The organism is Mesorhizobium sp. M8A.F.Ca.ET.202.01.1.1 (assembly GCF_004791595.1).
Taxonomy (GTDB): domain Bacteria; phylum Pseudomonadota; class Alphaproteobacteria; order Rhizobiales; family Rhizobiaceae; genus Mesorhizobium.
In genome coordinates this window covers 201,968-221,113 of record NZ_SRUN01000007.1, presented here as the reverse complement: position 1 = coordinate 221,113, position 19,146 = coordinate 201,968, and the positions used below count along the sequence as shown (strand labels likewise).

The 19,146-nt window shown below is 63.4% G+C and carries 20 protein-coding genes and 1 tRNA gene; 10 read left to right on the top strand and 11 right to left on the bottom strand.

All coding sequences use genetic code 11. The annotated features are described in order from the left end of the window. Positions 1-298: 298 nt before the first annotated feature. Positions 299-535 (bottom strand): hypothetical protein, encoded by a 237-nt coding sequence (locus tag EN845_RS17510; protein ID WP_127872067.1) that lies wholly within the window; start codon positions 533-535, stop codon positions 299-301. Between the two features lie 125 nt (positions 536-660). After that, positions 661-1,575, bottom strand: coding sequence for a DUF2865 domain-containing protein (locus EN845_RS17505; protein WP_127872068.1), 915 nt, complete (start codon positions 1,573-1,575; stop codon positions 661-663). Positions 1,576-1,899: 324 nt separating this feature from the next. Between EN845_RS17505 and EN845_RS17500 the strand changes: the two genes are divergently transcribed. Continuing rightward, the gene (locus tag EN845_RS17500; RefSeq protein WP_127872069.1) at positions 1,900-2,115 is read left to right on the top strand and encodes a hypothetical protein; all 216 of its coding nucleotides are present in this window, start codon (positions 1,900-1,902) and stop codon (positions 2,113-2,115) included. 44 nt (positions 2,116-2,159) lie between these two features. On the opposite strand, the gene EN845_RS17495 is transcribed toward EN845_RS17500, so the two are convergent. The 4 genes from EN845_RS17495 to EN845_RS17480 all read right to left on the bottom strand — a co-directional run bounded on the left by EN845_RS17495 (position 2,160) and on the right by EN845_RS17480 (position 4,265). Continuing rightward, complete coding sequence (locus EN845_RS17495) at positions 2,160-2,528, bottom strand: cell envelope integrity protein TolA (protein WP_127872169.1); 369 nt, start codon at positions 2,526-2,528, stop codon at positions 2,160-2,162. Positions 2,529-3,295: 767 nt separating this feature from the next. Beyond that, positions 3,296-3,370: transfer RNA gene (locus EN845_RS17490), tRNA-Glu, on the bottom strand. A 90-nt stretch (positions 3,371-3,460) separates the two neighbouring features. Further along, the gene (locus tag EN845_RS17485; protein ID WP_127872070.1) at positions 3,461-3,868 is read right to left on the bottom strand and encodes a VOC family protein; all 408 of its coding nucleotides are present in this window, start codon (positions 3,866-3,868) and stop codon (positions 3,461-3,463) included. Between the two features lie 13 nt (positions 3,869-3,881). Further along, positions 3,882-4,265, bottom strand: a complete 384-nt coding sequence (locus EN845_RS17480) for a fimbrial protein (protein WP_127872071.1) — start codon at positions 4,263-4,265, stop codon at positions 3,882-3,884. A 26-nt stretch (positions 4,266-4,291) separates the two neighbouring features. On the opposite strand from EN845_RS17480, the gene EN845_RS17475 reads away from it, so the two are divergent. Both EN845_RS17475 and rpoH read left to right on the top strand, forming a co-directional pair. Continuing rightward, positions 4,292-5,347 (top strand): RluA family pseudouridine synthase, encoded by a 1,056-nt coding sequence (locus tag EN845_RS17475; RefSeq protein ID WP_127872072.1) that lies wholly within the window; start codon positions 4,292-4,294, stop codon positions 5,345-5,347. A gap of 190 nt (positions 5,348-5,537) precedes the next feature. Then, a complete protein-coding gene (gene rpoH, locus EN845_RS17470; protein WP_127872073.1) occupies positions 5,538-6,449 on the top strand; it encodes an RNA polymerase sigma factor RpoH in 912 nt (303 codons plus the stop codon). Positions 6,450-6,530: 81 nt separating this feature from the next. On the opposite strand, the gene EN845_RS17465 is transcribed toward rpoH, so the two are convergent. From EN845_RS17465 to EN845_RS17450, 4 genes are all read right to left on the bottom strand, one after another. After that, positions 6,531-7,403: an MBL fold metallo-hydrolase gene (locus EN845_RS17465; protein WP_127872074.1), complete on the bottom strand. Its 873-nt coding sequence runs from the start codon at positions 7,401-7,403 to the stop codon at positions 6,531-6,533. 147 nt (positions 7,404-7,550) lie between these two features. Continuing rightward, a complete protein-coding gene (locus EN845_RS17460) occupies positions 7,551-8,210 on the bottom strand; it encodes a peroxiredoxin (RefSeq protein WP_015315373.1) in 660 nt (219 codons plus the stop codon). Positions 8,211-8,424: 214 nt separating this feature from the next. Further along, positions 8,425-8,790, bottom strand: a complete 366-nt coding sequence (locus tag EN845_RS17455; protein ID WP_127277837.1) for a cell division protein ZapA — start codon at positions 8,788-8,790, stop codon at positions 8,425-8,427. Between the two features lie 11 nt (positions 8,791-8,801). Beyond that, positions 8,802-9,074 (bottom strand): DUF4164 domain-containing protein, encoded by a 273-nt coding sequence (locus EN845_RS17450; protein WP_015315371.1) that lies wholly within the window; start codon positions 9,072-9,074, stop codon positions 8,802-8,804. A gap of 261 nt (positions 9,075-9,335) precedes the next feature. On the opposite strand from EN845_RS17450, the gene tkt reads away from it, so the two are divergent. The 7 genes from tkt to EN845_RS17415 all read left to right on the top strand — a co-directional run bounded on the left by tkt (position 9,336) and on the right by EN845_RS17415 (position 18,901). Then, positions 9,336-11,327 (top strand): transketolase, encoded by a 1,992-nt coding sequence (tkt, locus tag EN845_RS17445; RefSeq protein WP_127872075.1) that lies wholly within the window; start codon positions 9,336-9,338, stop codon positions 11,325-11,327. 199 nt (positions 11,328-11,526) lie between these two features. Further along, complete coding sequence (gene gap, locus EN845_RS17440; RefSeq protein ID WP_127872076.1) at positions 11,527-12,537, top strand: type I glyceraldehyde-3-phosphate dehydrogenase; 1,011 nt, start codon at positions 11,527-11,529, stop codon at positions 12,535-12,537. Between the two features lie 186 nt (positions 12,538-12,723). Continuing rightward, a complete protein-coding gene (locus EN845_RS17435) occupies positions 12,724-14,604 on the top strand; it encodes a potassium/proton antiporter (protein ID WP_127872077.1) in 1,881 nt (626 codons plus the stop codon). A gap of 159 nt (positions 14,605-14,763) precedes the next feature. Next, entirely contained in the window at positions 14,764-15,960 is a 1,197-nt protein-coding gene (locus EN845_RS17430) for a phosphoglycerate kinase (RefSeq protein WP_127872078.1), read from the top strand. 148 nt (positions 15,961-16,108) lie between these two features. After that, positions 16,109-17,134, top strand: a complete 1,026-nt coding sequence (locus EN845_RS17425) for a class I fructose-bisphosphate aldolase (protein WP_127872079.1) — start codon at positions 16,109-16,111, stop codon at positions 17,132-17,134. 178 nt (positions 17,135-17,312) lie between these two features. Further along, positions 17,313-18,050, top strand: coding sequence for a thioredoxin family protein (locus EN845_RS17420; RefSeq protein ID WP_127278669.1), 738 nt, complete (start codon positions 17,313-17,315; stop codon positions 18,048-18,050). 137 nt (positions 18,051-18,187) lie between these two features. Beyond that, positions 18,188-18,901, top strand: a complete 714-nt coding sequence (locus EN845_RS17415; RefSeq protein WP_127278670.1) for an SGNH/GDSL hydrolase family protein — start codon at positions 18,188-18,190, stop codon at positions 18,899-18,901. A 27-nt stretch (positions 18,902-18,928) separates the two neighbouring features. On the opposite strand, the gene EN845_RS17410 is transcribed toward EN845_RS17415, so the two are convergent. Beyond that, positions 18,929-19,090 carry a hypothetical protein gene (locus EN845_RS17410; RefSeq protein ID WP_015315363.1) on the bottom strand — a complete coding sequence of 54 codons (162 nt, stop codon included), beginning with the start codon at positions 19,088-19,090 and terminating at the stop codon, positions 18,929-18,931. Positions 19,091-19,146 lie beyond the last annotated feature (56 nt).

The following is a 19,146-nucleotide window of genomic DNA, read 5'->3' as shown; positions in this document are numbered from 1 at the left end:
ACGCCAGGCGGATCTGGGACCGGCCGCCGCCCAATATCGACTACCAGCCTCAGGTCGACACTGGCGCCTTTCCGGGACCGCCCCAGCAACCCGGGCGGGTTTCCGACCGCAGAGCCAAGCCTGCCGTGCACAGGCGGTATCAGACCAAGGTATCACCGCAGCCTCCGCAGTCATCGGACTCCGAAAAACAATTGGCATGCAGGAACGTGAGCGCACCCGGCCAAAGGGTTCGCATGGTCTGCGAGTAGAACGGCTCGGCGCTTGACAGCATCACCCAGCTGTTCCGGCGAACAGTATCCTACAGCGATGCCGCGCCCTTCCTCGGTTCCTTGGCCCCGAGTTTGTCGAGTGCCAGCCGAACCTGGCGCAGATCCTCCTGCCAGCCGTCATCGTCCCCCATTGGGCCCTCCGACGCCGCCCGCTGCAGTCCGCGCGCCTCGGATTCGATCTTGCGCAATTCGGCGATCTTCTGGTCGGTAGTCAGGGAGCCGTCTTCGACGATCTCCAGGACCCTCATTTCCCTAAACGTGGCCATGGCGTTTCTCCTGCCTGATACCGACCACAACGCCGGGCGCAGGTCCATGTTCCAGCCGGATCCTGCTTCCTGCGGGCAAACGACAGGCTCACCGAAGACGGCCGTTCCCGCGAAAACGCTCGTGGTCACTCAGCCGGGAAGAAGGCGGGGCCGACCACACGCACGGTCCGCTTGCCGGCCTCGATCGACTGCAGCTGGGCGGCACCCGGAGCCTCGCTGTCGGAGTCTGGAATTGCCGCGACGCTGCCGAGGTCCGGCTTTGCCTGAGGCAAAGGGATAATGGCATTGGTCATGTTCGTGGGCGTCACCGTCCTGGCCCTCAGTTCGGCAACCCGCTGATAGTAACGCTTGACGTCACAGGCCTTGAAATTGGCATCGTCACGATACCGGAAAGCGGCCGGCAACTCGGTGTATGGTTTGCGCGTGTCGAGCGCCACCATGCTGTCGGTTTCCTGGCTGACATCGCTCAGCGTGTAGAGATCGACCGCCGCATCGTCGCAGATGTAGCGGCATTGATCGGCCATTTCCTTGAGATCGCCGCTGCCGGCGAATTGCGACTTTGGCGCGGGGAAGAAATATCCATCCGACAGGCGAACGCAAAACAGCATCGCATTGCCGCCGACCATGGTCCCGGCCGCTGCCGTCGCGGATTGGGCCCTCTGCGCCGGGCGCTCCTGCTTCGCTCCCGATGAACAGCCGAGCGCCGCGAACCGTGCCCGCAGGCTCGAATTGTCCCTACCGGAATTGGAAGCAGCCGCGATCTGGCGCTGCACCTCCGTCCGGTTTCGAGCCAGGTCGGCGCAAGCGTTGAAGAAGCCGCCCGCGGCACTTTGCGCGGTGCATCTGCGCTGCTTCTCCAGGCCCTGGATTGCCGCGAGCTGGCGACGAAGCTGAGCCAGTGCCGGGCTCACACCTCCGCCAGCTGACAGCAACTGACTTCTGATCGCACCACAACTGTCCGCGTAGGAAGATGTCGTGCCAAGCGTAGACGCGGCGACCGTTACCAGCGCGATCATCATGAAAAGGTAGAAACGGGTCATCTGAACGCCATGATCCTTGTTGCCGATAGTCCGGAACCACGCTCTTTCGACTTGGATAAACTTTCACTAGATGAGCTGTATCTAATGCTTTAAGAATTCTTGCCTGAGCAGACCTTCATCTAGTGTAATATAGTTCGGCCTGTAAATTCGATATTACATTTTTATTTCAAGATTGAGACGAACCGGAAAACAACGGAGACAGCCCCGGGGTCGCGGCCGTCGGCAGGCCGATGCGTCGAGCCACGCGATCAATCAGGCGTTACCGGTGGCTGGCCTTGAAACCTTTGCCCGTGCTGCTGCGTTGAAGGGCGAAGGAGAACGCAGATGTCGATCCACTTCACGGTATCGGAACTGACAAGAAACCTTTTTCACTCTCTCGGGCTGGATCACGAGCGTGCCCCACGGCCGCTTAATGCCGAGCAAAACCTGTTGCTGGAGTGCTATCTCGCAGGGCAGATTCCGGAATCGGCCTGGAGCGACTATGTCTTCGAGACACCGGACCTGGCACGGCATGCCGAACTGCGGCGCCTGAGCCATTGATCTGCCGGCTGGGGAAAAAGGCTCGGCAGCAATTGTCTTGAGAGCTATTTCTTGGGTGAAACGAATTGCAACGTGAAGACGTTGCCGCCAATGCCTTGCGCCAGATCAGGTGAAAAATTCAGCGGCGTGCAATTCTTGACCGCGGCGACGGCCGCGTCGATGAACGACTTGCGCGCCTTCTCGTCCCCGGCCACCTTGGCCGCGGTTGGCCGCGGCGGACCGATCAGAGTGCCGTCGCGCTTGAAACTGAAGCTCAGGGTTACAGTCGAATTCCCGGCATCGGCGGGCGGCGTCCAGCATGACTGGATCGCGGCTCCGACATCGTCCATGTTGTTGAGTGTTGCGGCATTCGACGGACAGACGATCCCTGCCGACATCACACCCGCAATGACCAGTTCGGCAACACCCTTCATCGCAAGCCTCATCGTCACGACCAGCCGGCAATCCGCACGGGACCGCCGGGATCGATGGTAGAGCCAACACCGGCAATGGCAATATCCCTTGCCAAAAAGTTGTTCGGACAGAGCATGGCTAATGTGAGCCAATAGCCGAAAACAAAAAGGCCGGCACTGAGCCGACCTTTCCTTTTCACCTCGGCAGTTGCGCCAGTACATCCGTGGTCGCGGGCCGAAAGCGAATTGACTCCAATAGACAGGCTATTGGTAAACCAAACCTTAACGCGCCTGTCGTCCCACGCGCCCAGTCGGGAATCGCTGAGCCGCGAAACCATCCTCTTGCGGCAGGACGGCCTATGCGACCGCCCTGAATTCGGCTTCTGGCACCGTCCCGAGACCCGCGCACTGCGCGCACACCATGGTCTTTCCGGGACAACCCCTTTGATGCGTCCCTTGCGGGCAGCAATGCCCTTTTGACGCACGCCATCTGGAGCAATCGAAAACCTTGCCGCCGCCATGGCAGTGCGTGCATATCATCGTCACGGAAGTCATTCCAAACTCTACCCGACCCGAAATCCGCGTTGCCGCGAAAGCTACCCCGCCCCGCAAGTATCAGAGATCGCAGCGCTTTCAAGCGCCGCGGCCTGACTTAAATTGGGTGGATCCGGGCACACGACGTCCCCGGCTCTCGCGGCATTTGCGCGCTCTTTCGAGGCATGCAGAGCCCATGCCGGTACTGGCCGGTGTTGTTGGATTGTCTGGAGATCAACGACCGCGCCGTTGCTTGGTACGCCCAAGGGGAATCGAACCCCTGTTCCCGCCGTGAGAGGGCGGTGTCCTGACCGCTAGACGATGGGCGCGCTCAAGAAGGGGCGATATAGGCTGGCGGCTGGCAAAAAGCAACTGGGGTTCGGCGGCTTTGCGGCAGCGGACGAAAAACAGCCCGCAAGCTAGCGTTTCGGCTGGATCAGATCCCACAGATTGCCGTGGAGATCGGCGAAAACCGCCACCGTTCCATAGGGCTCAAAACGGGGCGCTTCGCGGAATTCGATGCCCTTCTCCAACATCGCGGCATGATCGCCGGCAAAATCGACGGTTTCGAGGAAGAGAAAAACCCGGCCGCCGGTCTGGTTGCCGATGCTTTTCCTCTGCGCCTCGTCGGATGCCTCGGCAAGCAGCAGCCTGGCGCCCTGCCCGTTTGCCGGCGCGACAATCACCCAGCGTTTGCCGCCGCCGAGATCGACGTCCTCGAGCAGCAGAAAGCCCAGCCGCCCGACATACCAGGCGATCGCTTCGTCATAGTCGGCGACGACCAGCGCCACGGTCGCGACACGGCGATGTTCGGAGTATCCGGCCATCGTCTTTGCCTGCCTATTTGTTGCGGATTGCAAAACGGCCGATCAGGCGGCGCTCGGCGATATCATAGACGAAGATCGCACGGCTGCCGTCGGCGAGATCGGCATCGATAGAAAGACGATCGCCCGACAGCGACTGGCTGACCACCTTGGCGCCCACCGGCAGCACGATATCGGCGCTGGCCGGCTCGCCCGCCGGCTTCTGGACGTCGCCGGACAGCGCCGGGTTGGCCGGCGGCGCCTTGCGTGATTTGTAGACAATCGCCGCGATCACCACCATAAGAGCCAGAAAGAGCAGGCCGAGATTAATGGCCATGAAGCGGATGAGCTTGCCGCGCAGCTTGTCGACCTCGGGGTCAAGCGGCTTTTCCTGTTCTTCATCGGCATCGGGCCGGGCCATGGCAAATATTCCAGAATGGTTTTTCGATGAGCGCTCATAGCGAAGAGGCCCCCGAATTGATAGAGGACCTGTTGATGGGGGCCGCGCCCACCTTGCTGGTCGCCGGCGCGGATGCGGCCGGCCAACGCCTGGACCAGTGGCTGGCGGCGGCCCTCGGCCCGGACATGTCACGCAGTCGCGTGCAGATGCTGATCAGGCAAGGCGCCGTCGTCATCGACGGCAAGCCGGTCGACGAAACCAAGCGCAAGATGAGCGCCGGCGAAAATGTGTCGGTGGCCATGCCGGAGCCGGAACCGGCGCAGCCACGGGGCGAGAACATCGCGCTCGACGTGCTCTATGAAGACGACGAACTGATCGTCATCAACAAGCCTGCCGGGCTGGTCGTGCACCCCGGCGCCGGTAACTGGACCGGCACGCTGGTCAATGCGCTGATCCACCATTGCGGCGACAGCCTGTCTGGCATCGGCGGGGTACGCCGGCCGGGCATCGTCCATCGACTCGACAAGGAGACAAGCGGCGTCATGGTGGTCGCCAAGACCGACCGCGCCCACAAGGCGCTGTCGGAGGCCTTCGCCGACCACGGCCTGACGGGCGACCTCGAACGAGCCTACCTTGCGCTGGTCTGGGGCATACCGCAGAGGCCTACTGGAACGATCGACGCGCCGCTTGGCCGCGCCGCCGACCGGGTGCGCCGCGCTGTCGTGCCGGAGGGCCGCGACGACGCGCGCCATGCCGTCACCCGCTTTGCCGTGCAGGAGCGTTTCGGCGATGACCAGCGGGAATTCGCCACCGCAAGCCTCGTCGAATGTCGGTTGGAAACCGGCCGCACCCACCAGATCCGCGTTCACATGGCCCATATCGGCCACCCCGTTATCGGCGACCCCGATTACGGCCTGGCGTTCCGTACCAAGGCCAACCGACTGCCGGAGCCCCTGAAAAGTCAGGTCAAGGCATTTTCCCGGCAAGCTTTGCATGCCTGGCTCCTTGCATTTCGGCATCCCACTACCCATCTAACGATGAGGTTCGAGGCGCCGATACCGGGGGACATGGAGGAACTCGTCGGCAGCTTTCGCAAACTCTGAACCTGCCATCAAAAAACCTGAGTGGCATTGTTCACTTCAACGTGACACACTGTTTCGTGTTGAACAAATGCCTGTCTTTTCTGGTTTTGTTCCTGTATAAGTTCTGATGTCGCGGGCGAGCCTTTTGGTGCTCGCGTCACATGCCCGCCGCGTTTCGGGGGCATCACTCCAATAGAGAGGGGGCGCTATCATGGCCCAGTCATTACCCAGTATCGTTTCCGGCGAAGGCGGCCTCAGCCGCTATCTGGAAGAAATCCGCCGCTTTCCCATGCTTCAGCCGCAGGAAGAGTACATGCTCGCCAAGCGTTACGCCGAGCATGAAGACACCACGGCCGCGCACAAGCTCGTCACCAGCCATTTGCGGCTCGTCGCCAAGATCGCCATGGGCTATCGCGGCTACGGTCTGCCGATCGGCGAGGTGATCTCGGAAGGCAATGTCGGCCTGATGCAGGCCGTCAAGAAATTCGAACCCGAGCGTGGTTTCCGCCTCGCCACCTACGCCATGTGGTGGATCAAGGCCTCGATCCAGGAGTACATCCTGCGCTCGTGGAGCCTGGTCAAGATGGGCACGACCGCCAACCAGAAGCGTCTGTTCTTCAATCTCCGCAAGGTGAAGGGCAAGATCCAGGCGCTGGACGACGGCGACTTGAAGCCCGACCAGATCGCCGAGATCGCCACGCGGCTGAACGTTTCCGAGGCCGAAGTGGTGTCGATGAACCGCCGCCTGTCCGGCGACGCGTCGCTCAACGCGCCGATCCGGGCGACGGAAGGCGAGTCCGGCGAATGGCAGGACTGGCTGGTCGACGACCACGAAAGCCAGGAAGAGATGCTGATCGAGCAGGACGAGCTGGAAAACCGGCGCGGCATGCTGTCGGGCGCTCTGGCCGTGCTCAACGATCGCGAGCGGCGCATCTTCGAGGCCCGTCGCCTCGCCGAGGAGCCGCTCACCCTGGAAGAACTGTCGGCCGAGTTCGATATCAGCCGCGAGCGTGTTCGCCAGATCGAGGTGCGCGCCTTCGAGAAGGTGCAGGATGCCGTCAAGGCCGCCGCCAAGCGCCAGATGCAGGCGCTGCGCACCATTGAGGCACGGCCGGCGGCTTAAAGCCGGGATCGGCCAGGAATATCAAGGCGGCGTCAGGAAACTGGCGCCGCTTTTTTGTACGCCCAGCGAGCCACGGTTACCTCAAAGCGAATCCAGTGGAAATTTGAGGTACCGCCGGCCATTGGCTTCCGGTTCCGGCAGCCGTCCGCCGTTCATGTTGACCTGCAGCGCATGCAGGATCAGCCGCGGCATCGGCAATGTGCGGTCGCGCGCCTCGCGTAGCGCCACGAACTCGGCCTCGGTGCGCGCGGCGACAAGATGGGTGTTGGTGGATTTCTGTATCGCCACGGTGCTTTCCCACAAGGGCTCGCGGCCACCGGGCTGATAGTCATGGCCGACGAAGACACGCGTCTCGTCGGGCAACGCCAGGATGTCCTGGATCGAGCGCCAGAGCCGTGCGGCGCTGCCGCCGGGGAAATCCGCCCTCGCCGTGCCGCTGTCGGGCATGAACATCGTGTCATGCACGAAGGCCGCATCCCCCACCACATAGGTGATCGACGCCAGCGTATGTCCTGGCGAGAACAGCACCTTGACCGGAAGGGTTCCGATCCGGAACGTCTCGCCCTCGGCGAACAACCTGTCCCACTGCATGCCGTCGGCGCGAAAATCGGGCCAGTTGTAGATGACCTTCCACAGGGCCTGGACGTCGACGATCCTGTCGCCGATCGCCATCGGCGCTCCGGTCTTCTGTTTGAGGTAATGCGCCGCCGAGATATGGTCGGCGTGCGGGTGGGTGTCGAGGATCCATTCGAGCTCCAGCCCGTTCTCCCCGACGAAACCGAGCAGGGCATCCGCGCTCCTCGTACCGGTTGCGCCGGATCTCTCGTCGAAATCCAGGATCGGATCGATGATGGCACATCGCTTCGTCGCCGGGTCCGTGACGACATACTGAATGGCCCCGGTCGGCTTGTCATAGAAGCCGCTGACCAAAGGCCTGGCCAAAGCTACATCCACGTCCGGCTCCCTCACCCCACGGCCGGCAGGAACGATTTTCTCCACCGGAACCCATTGCGGGCATGGTTGTCCGCTCCCGCGGGCCAGTCAAGCATGACTTGGCTCGCAGAAGCGGAAAAACCAAAAAACGGTTGCGACGCGTTGGCTTCAGGCGGAAGGCTGTTTGGTCTTCCTGAGATAAGGCAGGATGGTCTCGTAGGCGCCGAAGCGCTTGATCGCATCCTCGTTGGAAACGGCGGCGGTGATGATGACGTCCTCGCCCTGCTTCCAGTTCGCCGGTGTCGCCACCTGGTGCTTGGCGGTGAGCTGCATGGAATCGACCGCGCGCAGGATCTCGTCGAAGTTGCGCCCTGTCGTCATCGGATAGGTCAGCACCAGCTTGATCTTCTTGTCCGGTCCAATGACGTAGACCGAGCGCACGGTGGCGTTGTCGGCGGGCGTGCGGCCTTCCGAGGTCTCGCCGGCGCCGCCTGGCAGCATGTCATAGAGCTTGGCGACCTTGAGGTCCTTGTCGCCGATCAGCGGATAATGCACCGAATGGCCGGTGGCCGTCTTGATGTCGTCCTGCCATTTGCCGTGGCTTTCGACCGGGTCGACCGAGATGCCGATGATCTTGACGTTGCGCTTCTTGAACTCGCCCTCGAGACCCGCCATCGTACCAAGCTCTGTCGTGCAGACCGGCGTGAAATTCTTCGGATGGCTGAACAGGATCGCCCAGCCGTCGCCGATCCAGTCATGGAATTTGATGGCTCCCTGCGTGGTTTCTGCGGTGAAGTCCGGCGCAATGTCGTTGATACGAAGACTCATGACCTATCCCTACCCCTTGTGAAATGTAGCCGGTATTCTTTTCGCCGGCCGGTGCCGGCGCCCGATCGTAGCACCGCAGCGTGACTGATTAAACGCTGGAGATGACGGCTATTCAGCCGGCGGGCAAAAATTTTTCCGTGTCCGCGGATCGGGCGCGAAAAATAAGGCGCGACATCGGGCATGAGACAAACGCCAGGGATCGGCGAGGCGCGCCTCAGGCCTTGGTGATCGCCAGCGACGTCGCCAGATCTTCCATCCGCTGCGCCAGGGCGCCAAGCGCGCTGGTCAGCACGCTGTCACTCTTGTCGGCCTTGGTCAGCGCCTCGTCGCGCGTCTTGCGCAAGGTCAGCACTTCGCTCTCCATGCCCTTGACGCGCTTCTGCAGTTCGGAAAGCTCGTCCATCACCATGATGCCGGCCATGACGGTCAGCCGCTGGTCGCCGATCTCGCCAAAGGAATCCTTCAGATGCGAGACATAGCGGTCGAAGCGTTCGGCGAGATCGATCAGATGCTCTTCCTGGCCCTCGTCGCAGGCCATGCGGTACTGCTTGCCGTCGATTGAAACCGTGACCTGTGCCATCGGGCCAGCTCCTATCTGTCCAACACGGCGCGGATGGTTTCCATCGCGGTCACCAGCCGTCGCGAGACTTCCTTGTTGGCGTCTTCCAGCCGTTCGGCGCGCGCTTCGGAATTGTCGAGCTCCTGCGCCAGCCGGGAGCGATCGGCATTCATCCGCTGCACTTCGGCCTCGGCTTCCGAATAGTCTCGTTCATGCTCGAGCTTGGCCGCGACGGCATTTTCCAGCCCCTCGATGGCCTTGCTCAGCCTGGCGATTACTTCCTTGAGCGTGGTTTCCCCGGTCATGGCCTCGTCCTGTGCCCTGCCCATCACCGAATCGTTCGCGTTCAGAACGCGTTATGTCAGAAACATTAGGCACCGGGTGAAGGCAACGTCAACAAAGCTCTCGCGACTGTCCCCCGCTAACGCTAATGTAGGCCCGCCGACGGCATCACAAGACCGGCAAATCTGCACCCGATTTGTTGACTAAAAGCCCGCGCCTGCTATGTGTCGCGCACCCTTTTCAAGGGCTCTCCCAAGCCCTCAAACCCCCACCTCGGAGGAACCATGACGTCGCGTGAACAACATGACCGGATGGCCAATGCGATCCGTTTTCTCTCCATGGACGCCGTCGAGAAGGCGAATTCCGGCCATCCCGGCCTGCCCATGGGCTGCGCCGACATCGCCACGGTGCTGTTCACCCGCTTCCTGAAATACGACCCCAAGGCCCCGCACTGGGCCGACCGTGACCGCTTCATCCTGTCGGCCGGCCATGGCTCGATGCTGCTCTACTCGTTGCTGCATCTGACAGGCTACGAAGACATGACCATCGACCAGATCAAGCACTTCCGCCAGTTGGGTTCGAAAACGGCGGGCCATCCCGAATACGGCCATGCCACCGGCATCGAGACCACGACCGGCCCGCTCGGCCAGGGCCTCGCCAATTCGGTCGGCTTCGCGCTCGGCGAGCGCATCATGAACGCCGCCTTCGGCAATGACCTCGTCGACCACTACACCTATGTGCTGGCCGGCGACGGCTGCCTGATGGAAGGTGTGTCCCAGGAAGCCATCGCGCTTGCCGGTCACCTCAAGCTCAACAAGCTGATCGTCTTCTGGGACAACAACAACATCTCGATCGATGGCCCGGTATCGCTCGCCGACAACACCGACCAGGTCGCCCGCTTCCAGGCCTCCGGCTGGAACGCCAGCCATATCGACGGCACCGATCCGGAAGCGATCGCCTATGCCATCGAAGCTGCCCGCCATTCCGACAAGCCGACGATGATCGCCTGCAAGACGACCATCGGCTTCGGCGCCCCGACCAAGGCCGGCACCAACAAGGCGCACGGTTCACCGCTCGGCGCCGACGAGATCGCGGGCGCGCGCAAGTTCTTCAACTGGGACTCGCCGCCCTTCGAGATTCCGGCTGACATCCTCGACGCCTGGCGCACCGCCGGCAAGGCCGGCGCCAAGCCGCGCACCGACTGGGAAGGCCGCCTGGCCAAGGCCGATCCGAAGCTGAAGGCCGAATTCGAGCGCCGCCTCGCCGGCAAGCTGCCGGGCAATTTCGACGCCGTCATCGCCGACTACAAGAAGAAGCTCTCGGCCGACAAGCCGAAGGTCGCCACCCGCAAATCGTCGGAAATGGCGCTCGAAGTGATCAATGGCGCGGTGCCGGAGACCATCGGCGGCTCGGCGGATCTGACCGGCTCCAACAACACCAAGACCAGCCAGACCAAGAACATCACGCCGGACGACTACGGCCAGCGCTATGTCCACTACGGCATCCGCGAGCATGGCATGGCTGCCGCGATCAACGGCTTGACGCTGCATGGCGGTCTCATCGCCTATGGCGGCACCTTCATGTGCTTCTCCGACTATGCCCGCCCCTCGATGCGGCTTGCCTCGCTTATGGGCATTCGCTCGATCTTCGTCATGACCCATGATTCCATTGGTCTGGGCGAAGACGGCCCGACCCACCAGCCGGTCGAGCACCTGGCGGCCCTGCGCGCCATCCCGAACCACAATGTGTTCCGTCCGGCCGACGCCGTGGAAACCGCCGAATGCTGGCAGATCGCGCTCGAATCCGAAAAGACGCCGTCGACCCTGGCGCTGACCCGGCAGAACCTGCCGACAGTGCGCACCGAGTTCACCGAAAAGAACCTGAGCAGCCAGGGCGCCTATGAACTCGCCGCCGCCAGCGGTGAAGCCGCGGTGACGATCTTCGCCACCGGCTCCGAGGTCGAGATCGCGCTCGGCGCGCGCGACCTGCTGGAAAAGCATGGCCACCCGACCCGTGTCGTCTCGGTGCCCTGCTTCGAACTGTTCGACAAGCAGAGCGACGCCTATCGCAAGAAGACCATCGGCGACGCGCCGATCAAGATGGCGATCGAGGCCGGCATCCGCCAGGGCTGGGATCATCTCATCGGCTCGGATGGCATCTTCGTCGGCATGACCGGCTTCGGCGCCTCCGGCACCATCGAGCAGCTCTATCCACATTTCGGCATCACCGCCGATGCGGCTGCCAAGGCGGCTGAAGCCCGCCTTCACGGCAAGTGAGGCCCGGGCATGTCGCCCGTATCGCGGCTTTGGGATAACGACATGCACGACACAAAATCCCCGGCGGGATCGCGTGAAAAGCGGTTTCGCCGAACTGGCCTAACCTAATCGATTTAAATCCAGCTCGCTGCGGCTGGATTCTTCACCCGTCCGCCGCTATGAAGCTGCGGACCAATCGTCTGCTCCCAGGGAGAGAACAATGACCGTCAGAGTTGCCATCAACGGATTTGGCCGCATCGGCCGCAACATCCTGCGCGCCATCCATGAGTCCGGCCGCAAGGACATCGAGGTCGTCGCCGTCAATGATCTCGGCCCGGTCGAGACCAATGCCCACCTGCTGCGCTTTGACAGCGTGCACGGCCGCTTCCCCCATGAAGTGTCGGTCGACGGCGACCAGATCACCGTCGGCAAGGAGAAGTTCAAGGTCACGGCGATCAAGGACCCGACACAGTTGCCGTGGAAGGAACTCGGCGTCGACATCGCGCTCGAATGCACCGGCATCTTCACCGCCCGCGACAAGGCCGCCGCGCACCTGACCGCCGGCGCCAAGCGCGTGCTGGTCTCGGCTCCCGCCGACGGCGCCGACCTCACCGTCGTCTACGGCATCAACCACGACAAGCTGACCAAGGACCACATCGTCATCTCGAACGCGTCCTGCACCACCAACTGCCTGGCGCCGCTTGCGGCCGTCCTGCACGAGACGGTCGGCATCGAAAAGGGCATGATGACGACGATCCATTCCTACACGGGCGACCAGCCGACGCTGGACACCATGCACAAGGATCTCTACCGCGCCCGCGCCGCCGCCCTGTCGCAGATCCCGACCTCGACCGGTGCCGCCAAGGCGATCGGCCTCGTGCTGCCCGATCTCAAGGGCAAGCTCGACGGGATCTCGATCCGCGTGCCGACGCCGAATGTCTCGGTCGTCGACTTCAAGTTCATCGCCAAGCGCGCGACCACGGTCCAGGAAATCAACGAAGCGGTCATCGCCGCCTCCAACGGCAAGCTGAAGGGCATCCTCGGCGTTACCCATCACCCGAACGTGTCGATCGACTTCAACCACGATCCGCGCTCCTCGATCATGGCGCTCGACCAGACCAAGGTGATGGACGGCAACTTCGTTTCGGTGCTGTCGTGGTACGACAATGAATGGGGTTTCTCCAACCGCATGGGCGACACCGCCGTGGCTTTCGGCAGGATCATCGCCTGACCTAGGATCCGCCTTCCCGACAATCGAAACGCCCGGCTTCGTCCGGGCGTTTTCGTTTGCCGGAGCAGCAACGCGAAAATCGGCGACGCCGGGCAAAAAACCACCCTCCCGCCTTGCACTGGTCACGCCTTCGCCCCACTCTCCCGTAAAGCCAGCAGGCAGAGGAATTCGAGGGGCAAATCACGGATGGAGCATGCGATCTATCTCGTTACGCTGGTCGGCACGGCGCTTGTTGTCGCCGCCGCGTTTTCGAGCCTGATCGCCTTCCGCTTCGGCGCCCCGCTCCTGCTCCTGTTTCTGTGCATCGGGCTCGCCACCGGAACCGACGGCCTCGGCATCCAGTTCGACAACGCCCGTATCGCCTATTTTGCCGGCTCACTGGCGCTCGCCGTCATTCTGTTTGATTCCGGTTTCGGCACGCCGCTCAACGCCTTGCGGCAGGCGGCAGGACCAGCCCTGTCGCTGGCGACCTTCGGCGTGCTTCTCACCACCGGCCTGTTCGGCGCCGCCGCCTATTATCTGCTCGACCTCAGCTGGCTGGAATCCTTCCTGCTCGGTGCCGCCGTCGCCTCGACCGACGCGGCGGCGGTGTTCTTCCTGCTGCGCGCCGGCGAGATCAATCTGCGCGAGCGCGTGCGCTCCACGCTCGAGGTGGAATCGGGCACCAACGATCCGATCGCCATCTTCCTGACCATCACGCTGGTCGAGATCATCGCCGCCCACGCCAATCCCGAAGCCAATGTCCTGGTTACCAATCTGATCCTCGGCTTCCTCGTCAACATGGGCCTCGGCGCCATCGTCGGCGTGCTTGGCGGCCTCGCCATCGTACGCCTGGTCGATCGGCTCAACCTCGACCATGGCCTGCTGCCGATCTTCGTGCTGACCCTGTCGCTGATGGTCTTCGCGGCCGCCGGCGCAATTGGCGGCTCGGGCTTCCTGGCGGTCTATATCGCCGGGCTCATCGCAGGCAATTCCGACATCCGCGCCGTCACCATCCTGAAGCGCTTCCAGGACGGCATGTCGTGGCTGGCGCAGATCATCATGTTCCTCATCCTCGGCCTGTTCGCCACGCCCTCGCAATTTCCGGCGATCATGGTGCCTGCGATAGCGCTTGGCCTGTTCCTGATGTTCATTGCCAGACCTGTCGCCGTGTGGCTCTGCCTGATCCCGTTCCGCCTGCCGCGTCCCGAAGTCGCCTTCGTCTCCTGGGTCGGCCTGCGCGGCGCCGTCTCGATCCTGCTCGCCATCACACCGCTGCTCGGCGGGCTGGAGAACGGCCGCACCATCTTCAACGCCGCCTTCATCATCGTTCTGGTGTCGCTGGTCATCCAGGGCTGGACGGTCGGCCCGCTGGCGCGGCGCCTCGGCCTGATCGTACCGGCGCGGCTCGGACCGCTGGACAAGGTCGAACTGGAACTGCCCGGCTCCGCGCATCACGAACTTCTCGCCTATCGTGTGGCGCCGGGCAGTCCGGTGGCGCGCGGCGAGCGCATCCCGCGCTGGGCCCGGCCCTCGCTGGTGCTGCGTGACGGCCGTTCGATGCGTTTCCAGGACATGGGCCGGCTCGCCGCCGGCGATCAGGTCTACATCTTCGTGCCCGACCGCTATCCGCGCCTGCTCGACAAGCTGTTTGCCAGCCGCGCCGTGGTCGACCCGGAGGATGCCGATTTCTTCGGTGCCTTCGCCGTCGATCCGGCGCGTTCCGCAGCCGAACTGGAAGCCGCCTATGCGCCCGGTCTCACCGAGGCCGAGCAGAAACAGACCGTCGGCGCGCTGGTCACGGCGCGGCTCGGCGGCCATGCCGAATATGCCGACCGGGTGCTGCTCGGTCCGATCGAGCTGATCGTCAGGGATGTCGACGACAAGGGCAGAATAACGGGCCTCGGCCTGTCCTTCGAGCCGACCGCGCCGGTGGCGCGGGTGCCGGTCTTCCTCAGCGCCGGCGAGATGGGCGACCGTCTGAGCGCCTTTGTCCGCAACTGGCGCAAGCCGGCCGAGGCGCAGGTGGCGGCACAAGCGGATGACACCCCTGAGCCGCCGGTCGAGAAGGCATCGGTCGAACGCTGACTCGGGCGACTGTTTGCACCACCCCCACATACGCCGGGGTGGTATTCACGGACTATGTCCGCGCCGGTCTCAAAATTTCGCATCCGACCTCGGTCTAAGCCTTGCATCGCCGCCGATGCGGGGTATGGTCCCGGCGATTTTCAGACGAAAGGGACCGGCATGGCTGCCTTCAAGACACTGGACGACATCGGCAACATCAGCGGCAAGCGCGTGCTGGTGCGCGTCGACCTCAACGTTCCCGTCGCCGACGGCAAGGTCACCGACGCCACCCGCATCGAGCGCATCGCGCCGACCATCGCCGAATTGTCCGGCAAGGGCGCCAAGGTCATCCTGCTCGCCCATTTCGGCCGGCCCAAGGATGGCCCCTCGGCCGAATTCTCGCTGGAGCCGATCGCAAAAGCCACGGCTGAAGTGCTTGGCCGTCCCGTCGGCTTCGCCGGCGATTGCGTCGGCGACACGGCAGGCAGCGCCGTCGCCGCCATGGACAAGGGCGACGTGCTGCTGCTCGAAAACACCCGCTTCTACAAGGCCGAGGAGAAGAACGATCCCGCCTTTGCCGAACAGCTCGCCGCCAATGGCGACATCTTCGTCAACGACGCCTTTTCGGCGGCCCACCGGGCGCACGCCTCGACGGAAGGGCTGGCGCGCCTGCTGCCATCCTATGCCGGCCGCACCATGCAGGCCGAACTCGAGGCGTTGGAGAAGGGCCTGGGCAATCCGGTGCGTCCGGTCGTCGCCATCGTCGGTGGCGCCAAGGTCTCGACCAAGATCGACCTGTTAATGAACCTGGTGAAGAAAGTCGACGCGCTGGTTATCGGTGGCGGCATGGCCAACACCTTCCTCGCCGCGCGCGGCACCGATGTCGGCAAGTCGCTTTGCGAGCATGACCTGGCCCCGACCGCCAAGCAGATCATGATCGAGGCCGCCGAAGCCGGCTGCGCCATCATCCTGCCGGTCGACGGCGTCGTCGCCAAGCAGTTCAAGGCGGGCGCCGCCTGCGAGACCGTCGCCATCTCCGACGTGCCGGCCGACGGCATGATCCTCGATGTCGGCGCCAAGACCGTGACGACAATCGGCGAATGGATCGACCGCGCGGCGACGCTGGTCTGGAACGGTCCGCTCGGCGCCTTCGAGATCGAGCCGTTCGATCACGCCACGGTTGCGGCGGCAAAGCACGCGGCGGCGCGCACCAAGGCCGGCAAGCTGGTCTCCGTCGCCGGCGGCGGCGATACGGTGGCTGCCCTCAACCATGCCGGTGTCGCCGACGATTTCACCTATGTCTCGACCGCCGGCGGTGCCTTCCTGGAGTGGATGGAAGGCAAGCCGTTGCCCGGCGTCGACGTGCTGAAGCGCTGAAGCGTTCGGCCGCTCCCGGGCAATTCGATCAACTCGAAGGGAGCCGGCGACGGCGCCGGCGACTTTCAATCGATTCGAGCTTTCCGGCGTCATTCCTTTGGCGGTAGTGTTCTGCTAGGCGCAGATCAACCGGTTCAGGAGAAGCATGATGAGCGAACGTCTCGAAGACATTGCCGCCGCGATCGTGGCCAACGGCAAGGGCCTCTTGGCCGCCGATGAAAGCTCCGGCACCATCAAGAAGCGCTTCGACGTCATCGGCGTCGAATCGACCGCCGACAGCCGCCGCGACTACCGCGAGATGATGTTCCGCACCAAGGACGCGATGACCAGGTACATTTCCGGCGTCATCCTCTATGACGAGACCATCCGCCAGAAGGCCGCCGACGGCACGCCTCTGGTCGACATCATCAAGGCATCAGGCGCCATTCCCGGCATCAAGGTGGATGCTGGCGCCAAGCCGCTGGCCGGCTTTCCCGGCGACACCGTCACCGAAGGCCTCGACGGCCTGCGCGAACGGCTTGCCGACTATTACAAGCTCGGCGCCCGCTTCGCCAAATGGCGCGCGGTGATCGACATCGACACCGCCAGGGGCGTCCCCTCGGCCACCTCGATCGGCGCGAACACCCATGCGCTCGCCCGCTATGCCGCCCTTTGCCAGGAAGCCGGCATCGTGCCGATCGTCGAGCCTGAAGTGCTGATGGACGGCGCCCACGACATCGGCACCTGCTACGAGGTTTCCAAGGCGACGCTGACAAGGCTCTACGACGAGCTCTACGCGGCCCGCGTCGTGCTTGAAGGCACGATCCTGAAGCCGAACATGGTCCTGTCGGGCAAGAAGTCGGGCATCGTGGACAGTCCCGAGCAAGTCGCCGAAAAGACCATAAAGCTGTTCCGCGAGACGGTGCCGGCGGCGGTACCGGGCATCGCCTTCCTCTCCGGCGGCCAGGAGGACGAGGAGGCGACCGCCAACCTCAACGCCATCAACGCCATCGGTCCGCACCCGTGGAAGCTGACCTTCTCCTACGGCCGCGCGCTGCAGGCGGCGCCGCAGAAGGCCTGGAGCGGCAAGGCGTCCAACATCGCCGCCGGCCAGGCCGCCTTCACCCACCGCGCCCATATGAACCATCTGGCCGCACTCGGCAAATGGAAGGCGAGCCTGGAACAGGCTGCCTGAAGACCCCCTGCTATCCCTTCCCTTCAAACCCGGGCCGACGTGCCCGGGTTTTTTGTTTTGGCGCGCCGGCCTTGGGGCCAGGCATTCGCATTCTTATTTCCTCTGGGCATTCCTGGCAGCGGCGATGTCGGCTCGCGCCCATCCCGTACGTCCTTGGGGTGCAGACAGGGAGAAGTTCATGCATCGCAACAAGGTCGTTTCGCGCGAAGACTGGTTCGAGGCCCACAAGGCACATCTAAACCGCGAGAAGGAACTGACGCGGTTACGCGAACGCGTTGCGGCCGAGCGGCGGCAGCTACCCTGGCTGAAGGTGCGGAAGGATTATGTCTTCGAGACGGAACACGGACCAAAGAAACTGGCCGATCTCTTCGCCGGCCGCAGCCAGCTGATCGTCTACCACTTCGTGTTCGCGCCGGGCTCGACGCATCACTGCGAGAGCTGTGCCTTCGTCGCCGATCACATCGACGGCGCCAACCAGCATCTCAGGCATCATGACGTGTCGCTTGTCGTGATCGCGCGCGCGCCGCTCGCCGAGCTGCTGCCTTACAAGCAGCGCATGGGATGGAAATTCGACTGGGTGTCCTCCTATGCCTCGGATTTCAACTTCGACATGCAGGTCTCCTTCACCGACAGGCAGATCGCCTCCGGCGAAGCCGTCTATAATTTCGAGACACCGGTATCGACGTCGAAGGACCTGCCTGGCACCACTGTCTTCTACAGGGAGGAAGCCGGTGACATCTTCCTGACCTTCATGTCGCGCGCCCGTGGCAGCGAGCAGTTCATCGGCGCCTATCAATATCTCGACATGGCGCCGAAAGGCCGTGGCGAGACCGGCCCCTATGGCACTTCGATGGACTGGGTGCGGTTGCACGACGACTATGGAAACAGGTCGCGGCAGGACGACGCTTGCCCCTAGGGCAATTTCAGAAAAAGCGTGAAACGGTTTCCCGTCCGGAATTGCGCCAAAACAAAGGGCATGGGTCGATGAGGCGGGATCCGTTCACGCCGATCAAAACATGCGCTAAGGCTGCCTCGTCATTTCACGGTATTGCCATGCGTTTCCCGACCATCCTCACCTGGCTCGCCTTCCCGGTCTATGTCTGGCAGGGGTTGGGCGTGCGCCGCCGCACCTCGCGCATGCTGCCGGCGCAAGGCCCGGTCATGCACGAGATCTCGGGCCAGGCCCCGGTGATGTCGCTGCTGGTCCTGGGCGATTCCTCCGCCGCGTCGGTCGGCATCGGCAATTCCGAAAACGGCCTTGCCGCGCAGCTCGCCGTGCTGATTGCGCAGCGCACGGGCAGCGCTGTGCGCTGGCGTGCCGCCGGCTTCAATTCGGCGACATCTGGCCAGATCCGCGACCATGTCCTGCCCAATTTGTCGGCCGATCCGTGGACGCATATCATGCTCGCCATCGGCACCAACGACACCAAGAATTTTCATTCCGTGCCGCGCTTCAAGAAGGAGTTCGGCGGCCTGCTCTACGCGCTGCGCGCCAAATGGCCGGAGGCGCGCGTGGTATGGTCGCCGGTGCTGGAGTTCACGCGCGCGCCGGCCATGCCGTCGCTGCTCGGCAAGATCCTCGAGGTCCGCGCCACCGCGATGAACCGGATGGGCGAACGCCTCTGCCTGGAACGCGGCGCGGTGCCAGCGCCGCGCCTGCCGATCACCAACCCTGAAGCCGGTTTTGCCTCCGACGGGTTCCATGCCTCGGAGGCCGGCTACCGGGCCTGGGCGGAACATCTCGTCGGCCCTGTGCTTGGCGACTGAATATCTATGGCCAGGCGGCGCGACAGCTTAGGTCAAATGCCCGAGCACGGCCGCCAGCGAAATCGCCGCCATGGCAAGAAGCGCCAATTTCCAGAAATCGCCGCGTCGCCTGAGCCCGGGCCAACCGAGCGGCTTGATGAGCTGGATCACCATGAACCCGACGATGACAAGGGCGAGGAGTTTCGTCATGCCGCCTTTGACCAGCAACGCCGTCACCTGTCAAAGCGGTTTCGCTCGGTCTCCGG

Coding starts and splice junctions, on each gene's coding strand:
- EN845_RS17510 (WP_127872067.1), bottom strand. CDS start 535: ATGGCCACGTTTAGGGAAATGAGGGTCCTGGAGATCGTCGAAGACGGC.
- EN845_RS17500 (WP_127872069.1), top strand. CDS start 1,900: ATGTCGATCCACTTCACGGTATCGGAACTGACAAGAAACCTTTTTCAC.
- EN845_RS17475 (WP_127872072.1), top strand. CDS start 4,292: ATGAGCGCTCATAGCGAAGAGGCCCCCGAATTGATAGAGGACCTGTTG.
- EN845_RS17420 (WP_127278669.1), top strand. CDS start 17,313: ATGCATCGCAACAAGGTCGTTTCGCGCGAAGACTGGTTCGAGGCCCAC.
- EN845_RS17455 (WP_127277837.1), bottom strand. CDS start 8,790: ATGGCACAGGTCACGGTTTCAATCGACGGCAAGCAGTACCGCATGGCC.
- gap (WP_127872076.1), top strand. CDS start 11,527: ATGACCGTCAGAGTTGCCATCAACGGATTTGGCCGCATCGGCCGCAAC.
- EN845_RS17480 (WP_127872071.1), bottom strand. CDS start 4,265: ATGGCCCGGCCCGATGCCGATGAAGAACAGGAAAAGCCGCTTGACCCC.
- EN845_RS17505 (WP_127872068.1), bottom strand. CDS start 1,575: ATGACCCGTTTCTACCTTTTCATGATGATCGCGCTGGTAACGGTCGCC.
- EN845_RS17415 (WP_127278670.1), top strand. CDS start 18,188: ATGCGTTTCCCGACCATCCTCACCTGGCTCGCCTTCCCGGTCTATGTC.
- EN845_RS17450 (WP_015315371.1), bottom strand. CDS start 9,074: ATGACCGGGGAAACCACGCTCAAGGAAGTAATCGCCAGGCTGAGCAAG.
- EN845_RS17430 (WP_127872078.1), top strand. CDS start 14,764: ATGGCTGCCTTCAAGACACTGGACGACATCGGCAACATCAGCGGCAAG.
- rpoH (WP_127872073.1), top strand. CDS start 5,538: ATGGCCCAGTCATTACCCAGTATCGTTTCCGGCGAAGGCGGCCTCAGC.
- EN845_RS17495 (WP_127872169.1), bottom strand. CDS start 2,528: ATGAAGGGTGTTGCCGAACTGGTCATTGCGGGTGTGATGTCGGCAGGG.
- EN845_RS17435 (WP_127872077.1), top strand. CDS start 12,724: ATGGAGCATGCGATCTATCTCGTTACGCTGGTCGGCACGGCGCTTGTT.
- EN845_RS17425 (WP_127872079.1), top strand. CDS start 16,109: ATGAGCGAACGTCTCGAAGACATTGCCGCCGCGATCGTGGCCAACGGC.
- EN845_RS17410 (WP_015315363.1), bottom strand. CDS start 19,090: ATGACGAAACTCCTCGCCCTTGTCATCGTCGGGTTCATGGTGATCCAG.
- tkt (WP_127872075.1), top strand. CDS start 9,336: ATGACGTCGCGTGAACAACATGACCGGATGGCCAATGCGATCCGTTTT.
- EN845_RS17460 (WP_015315373.1), bottom strand. CDS start 8,210: ATGAGTCTTCGTATCAACGACATTGCGCCGGACTTCACCGCAGAAACC.
- EN845_RS17485 (WP_127872070.1), bottom strand. CDS start 3,868: ATGGCCGGATACTCCGAACATCGCCGTGTCGCGACCGTGGCGCTGGTC.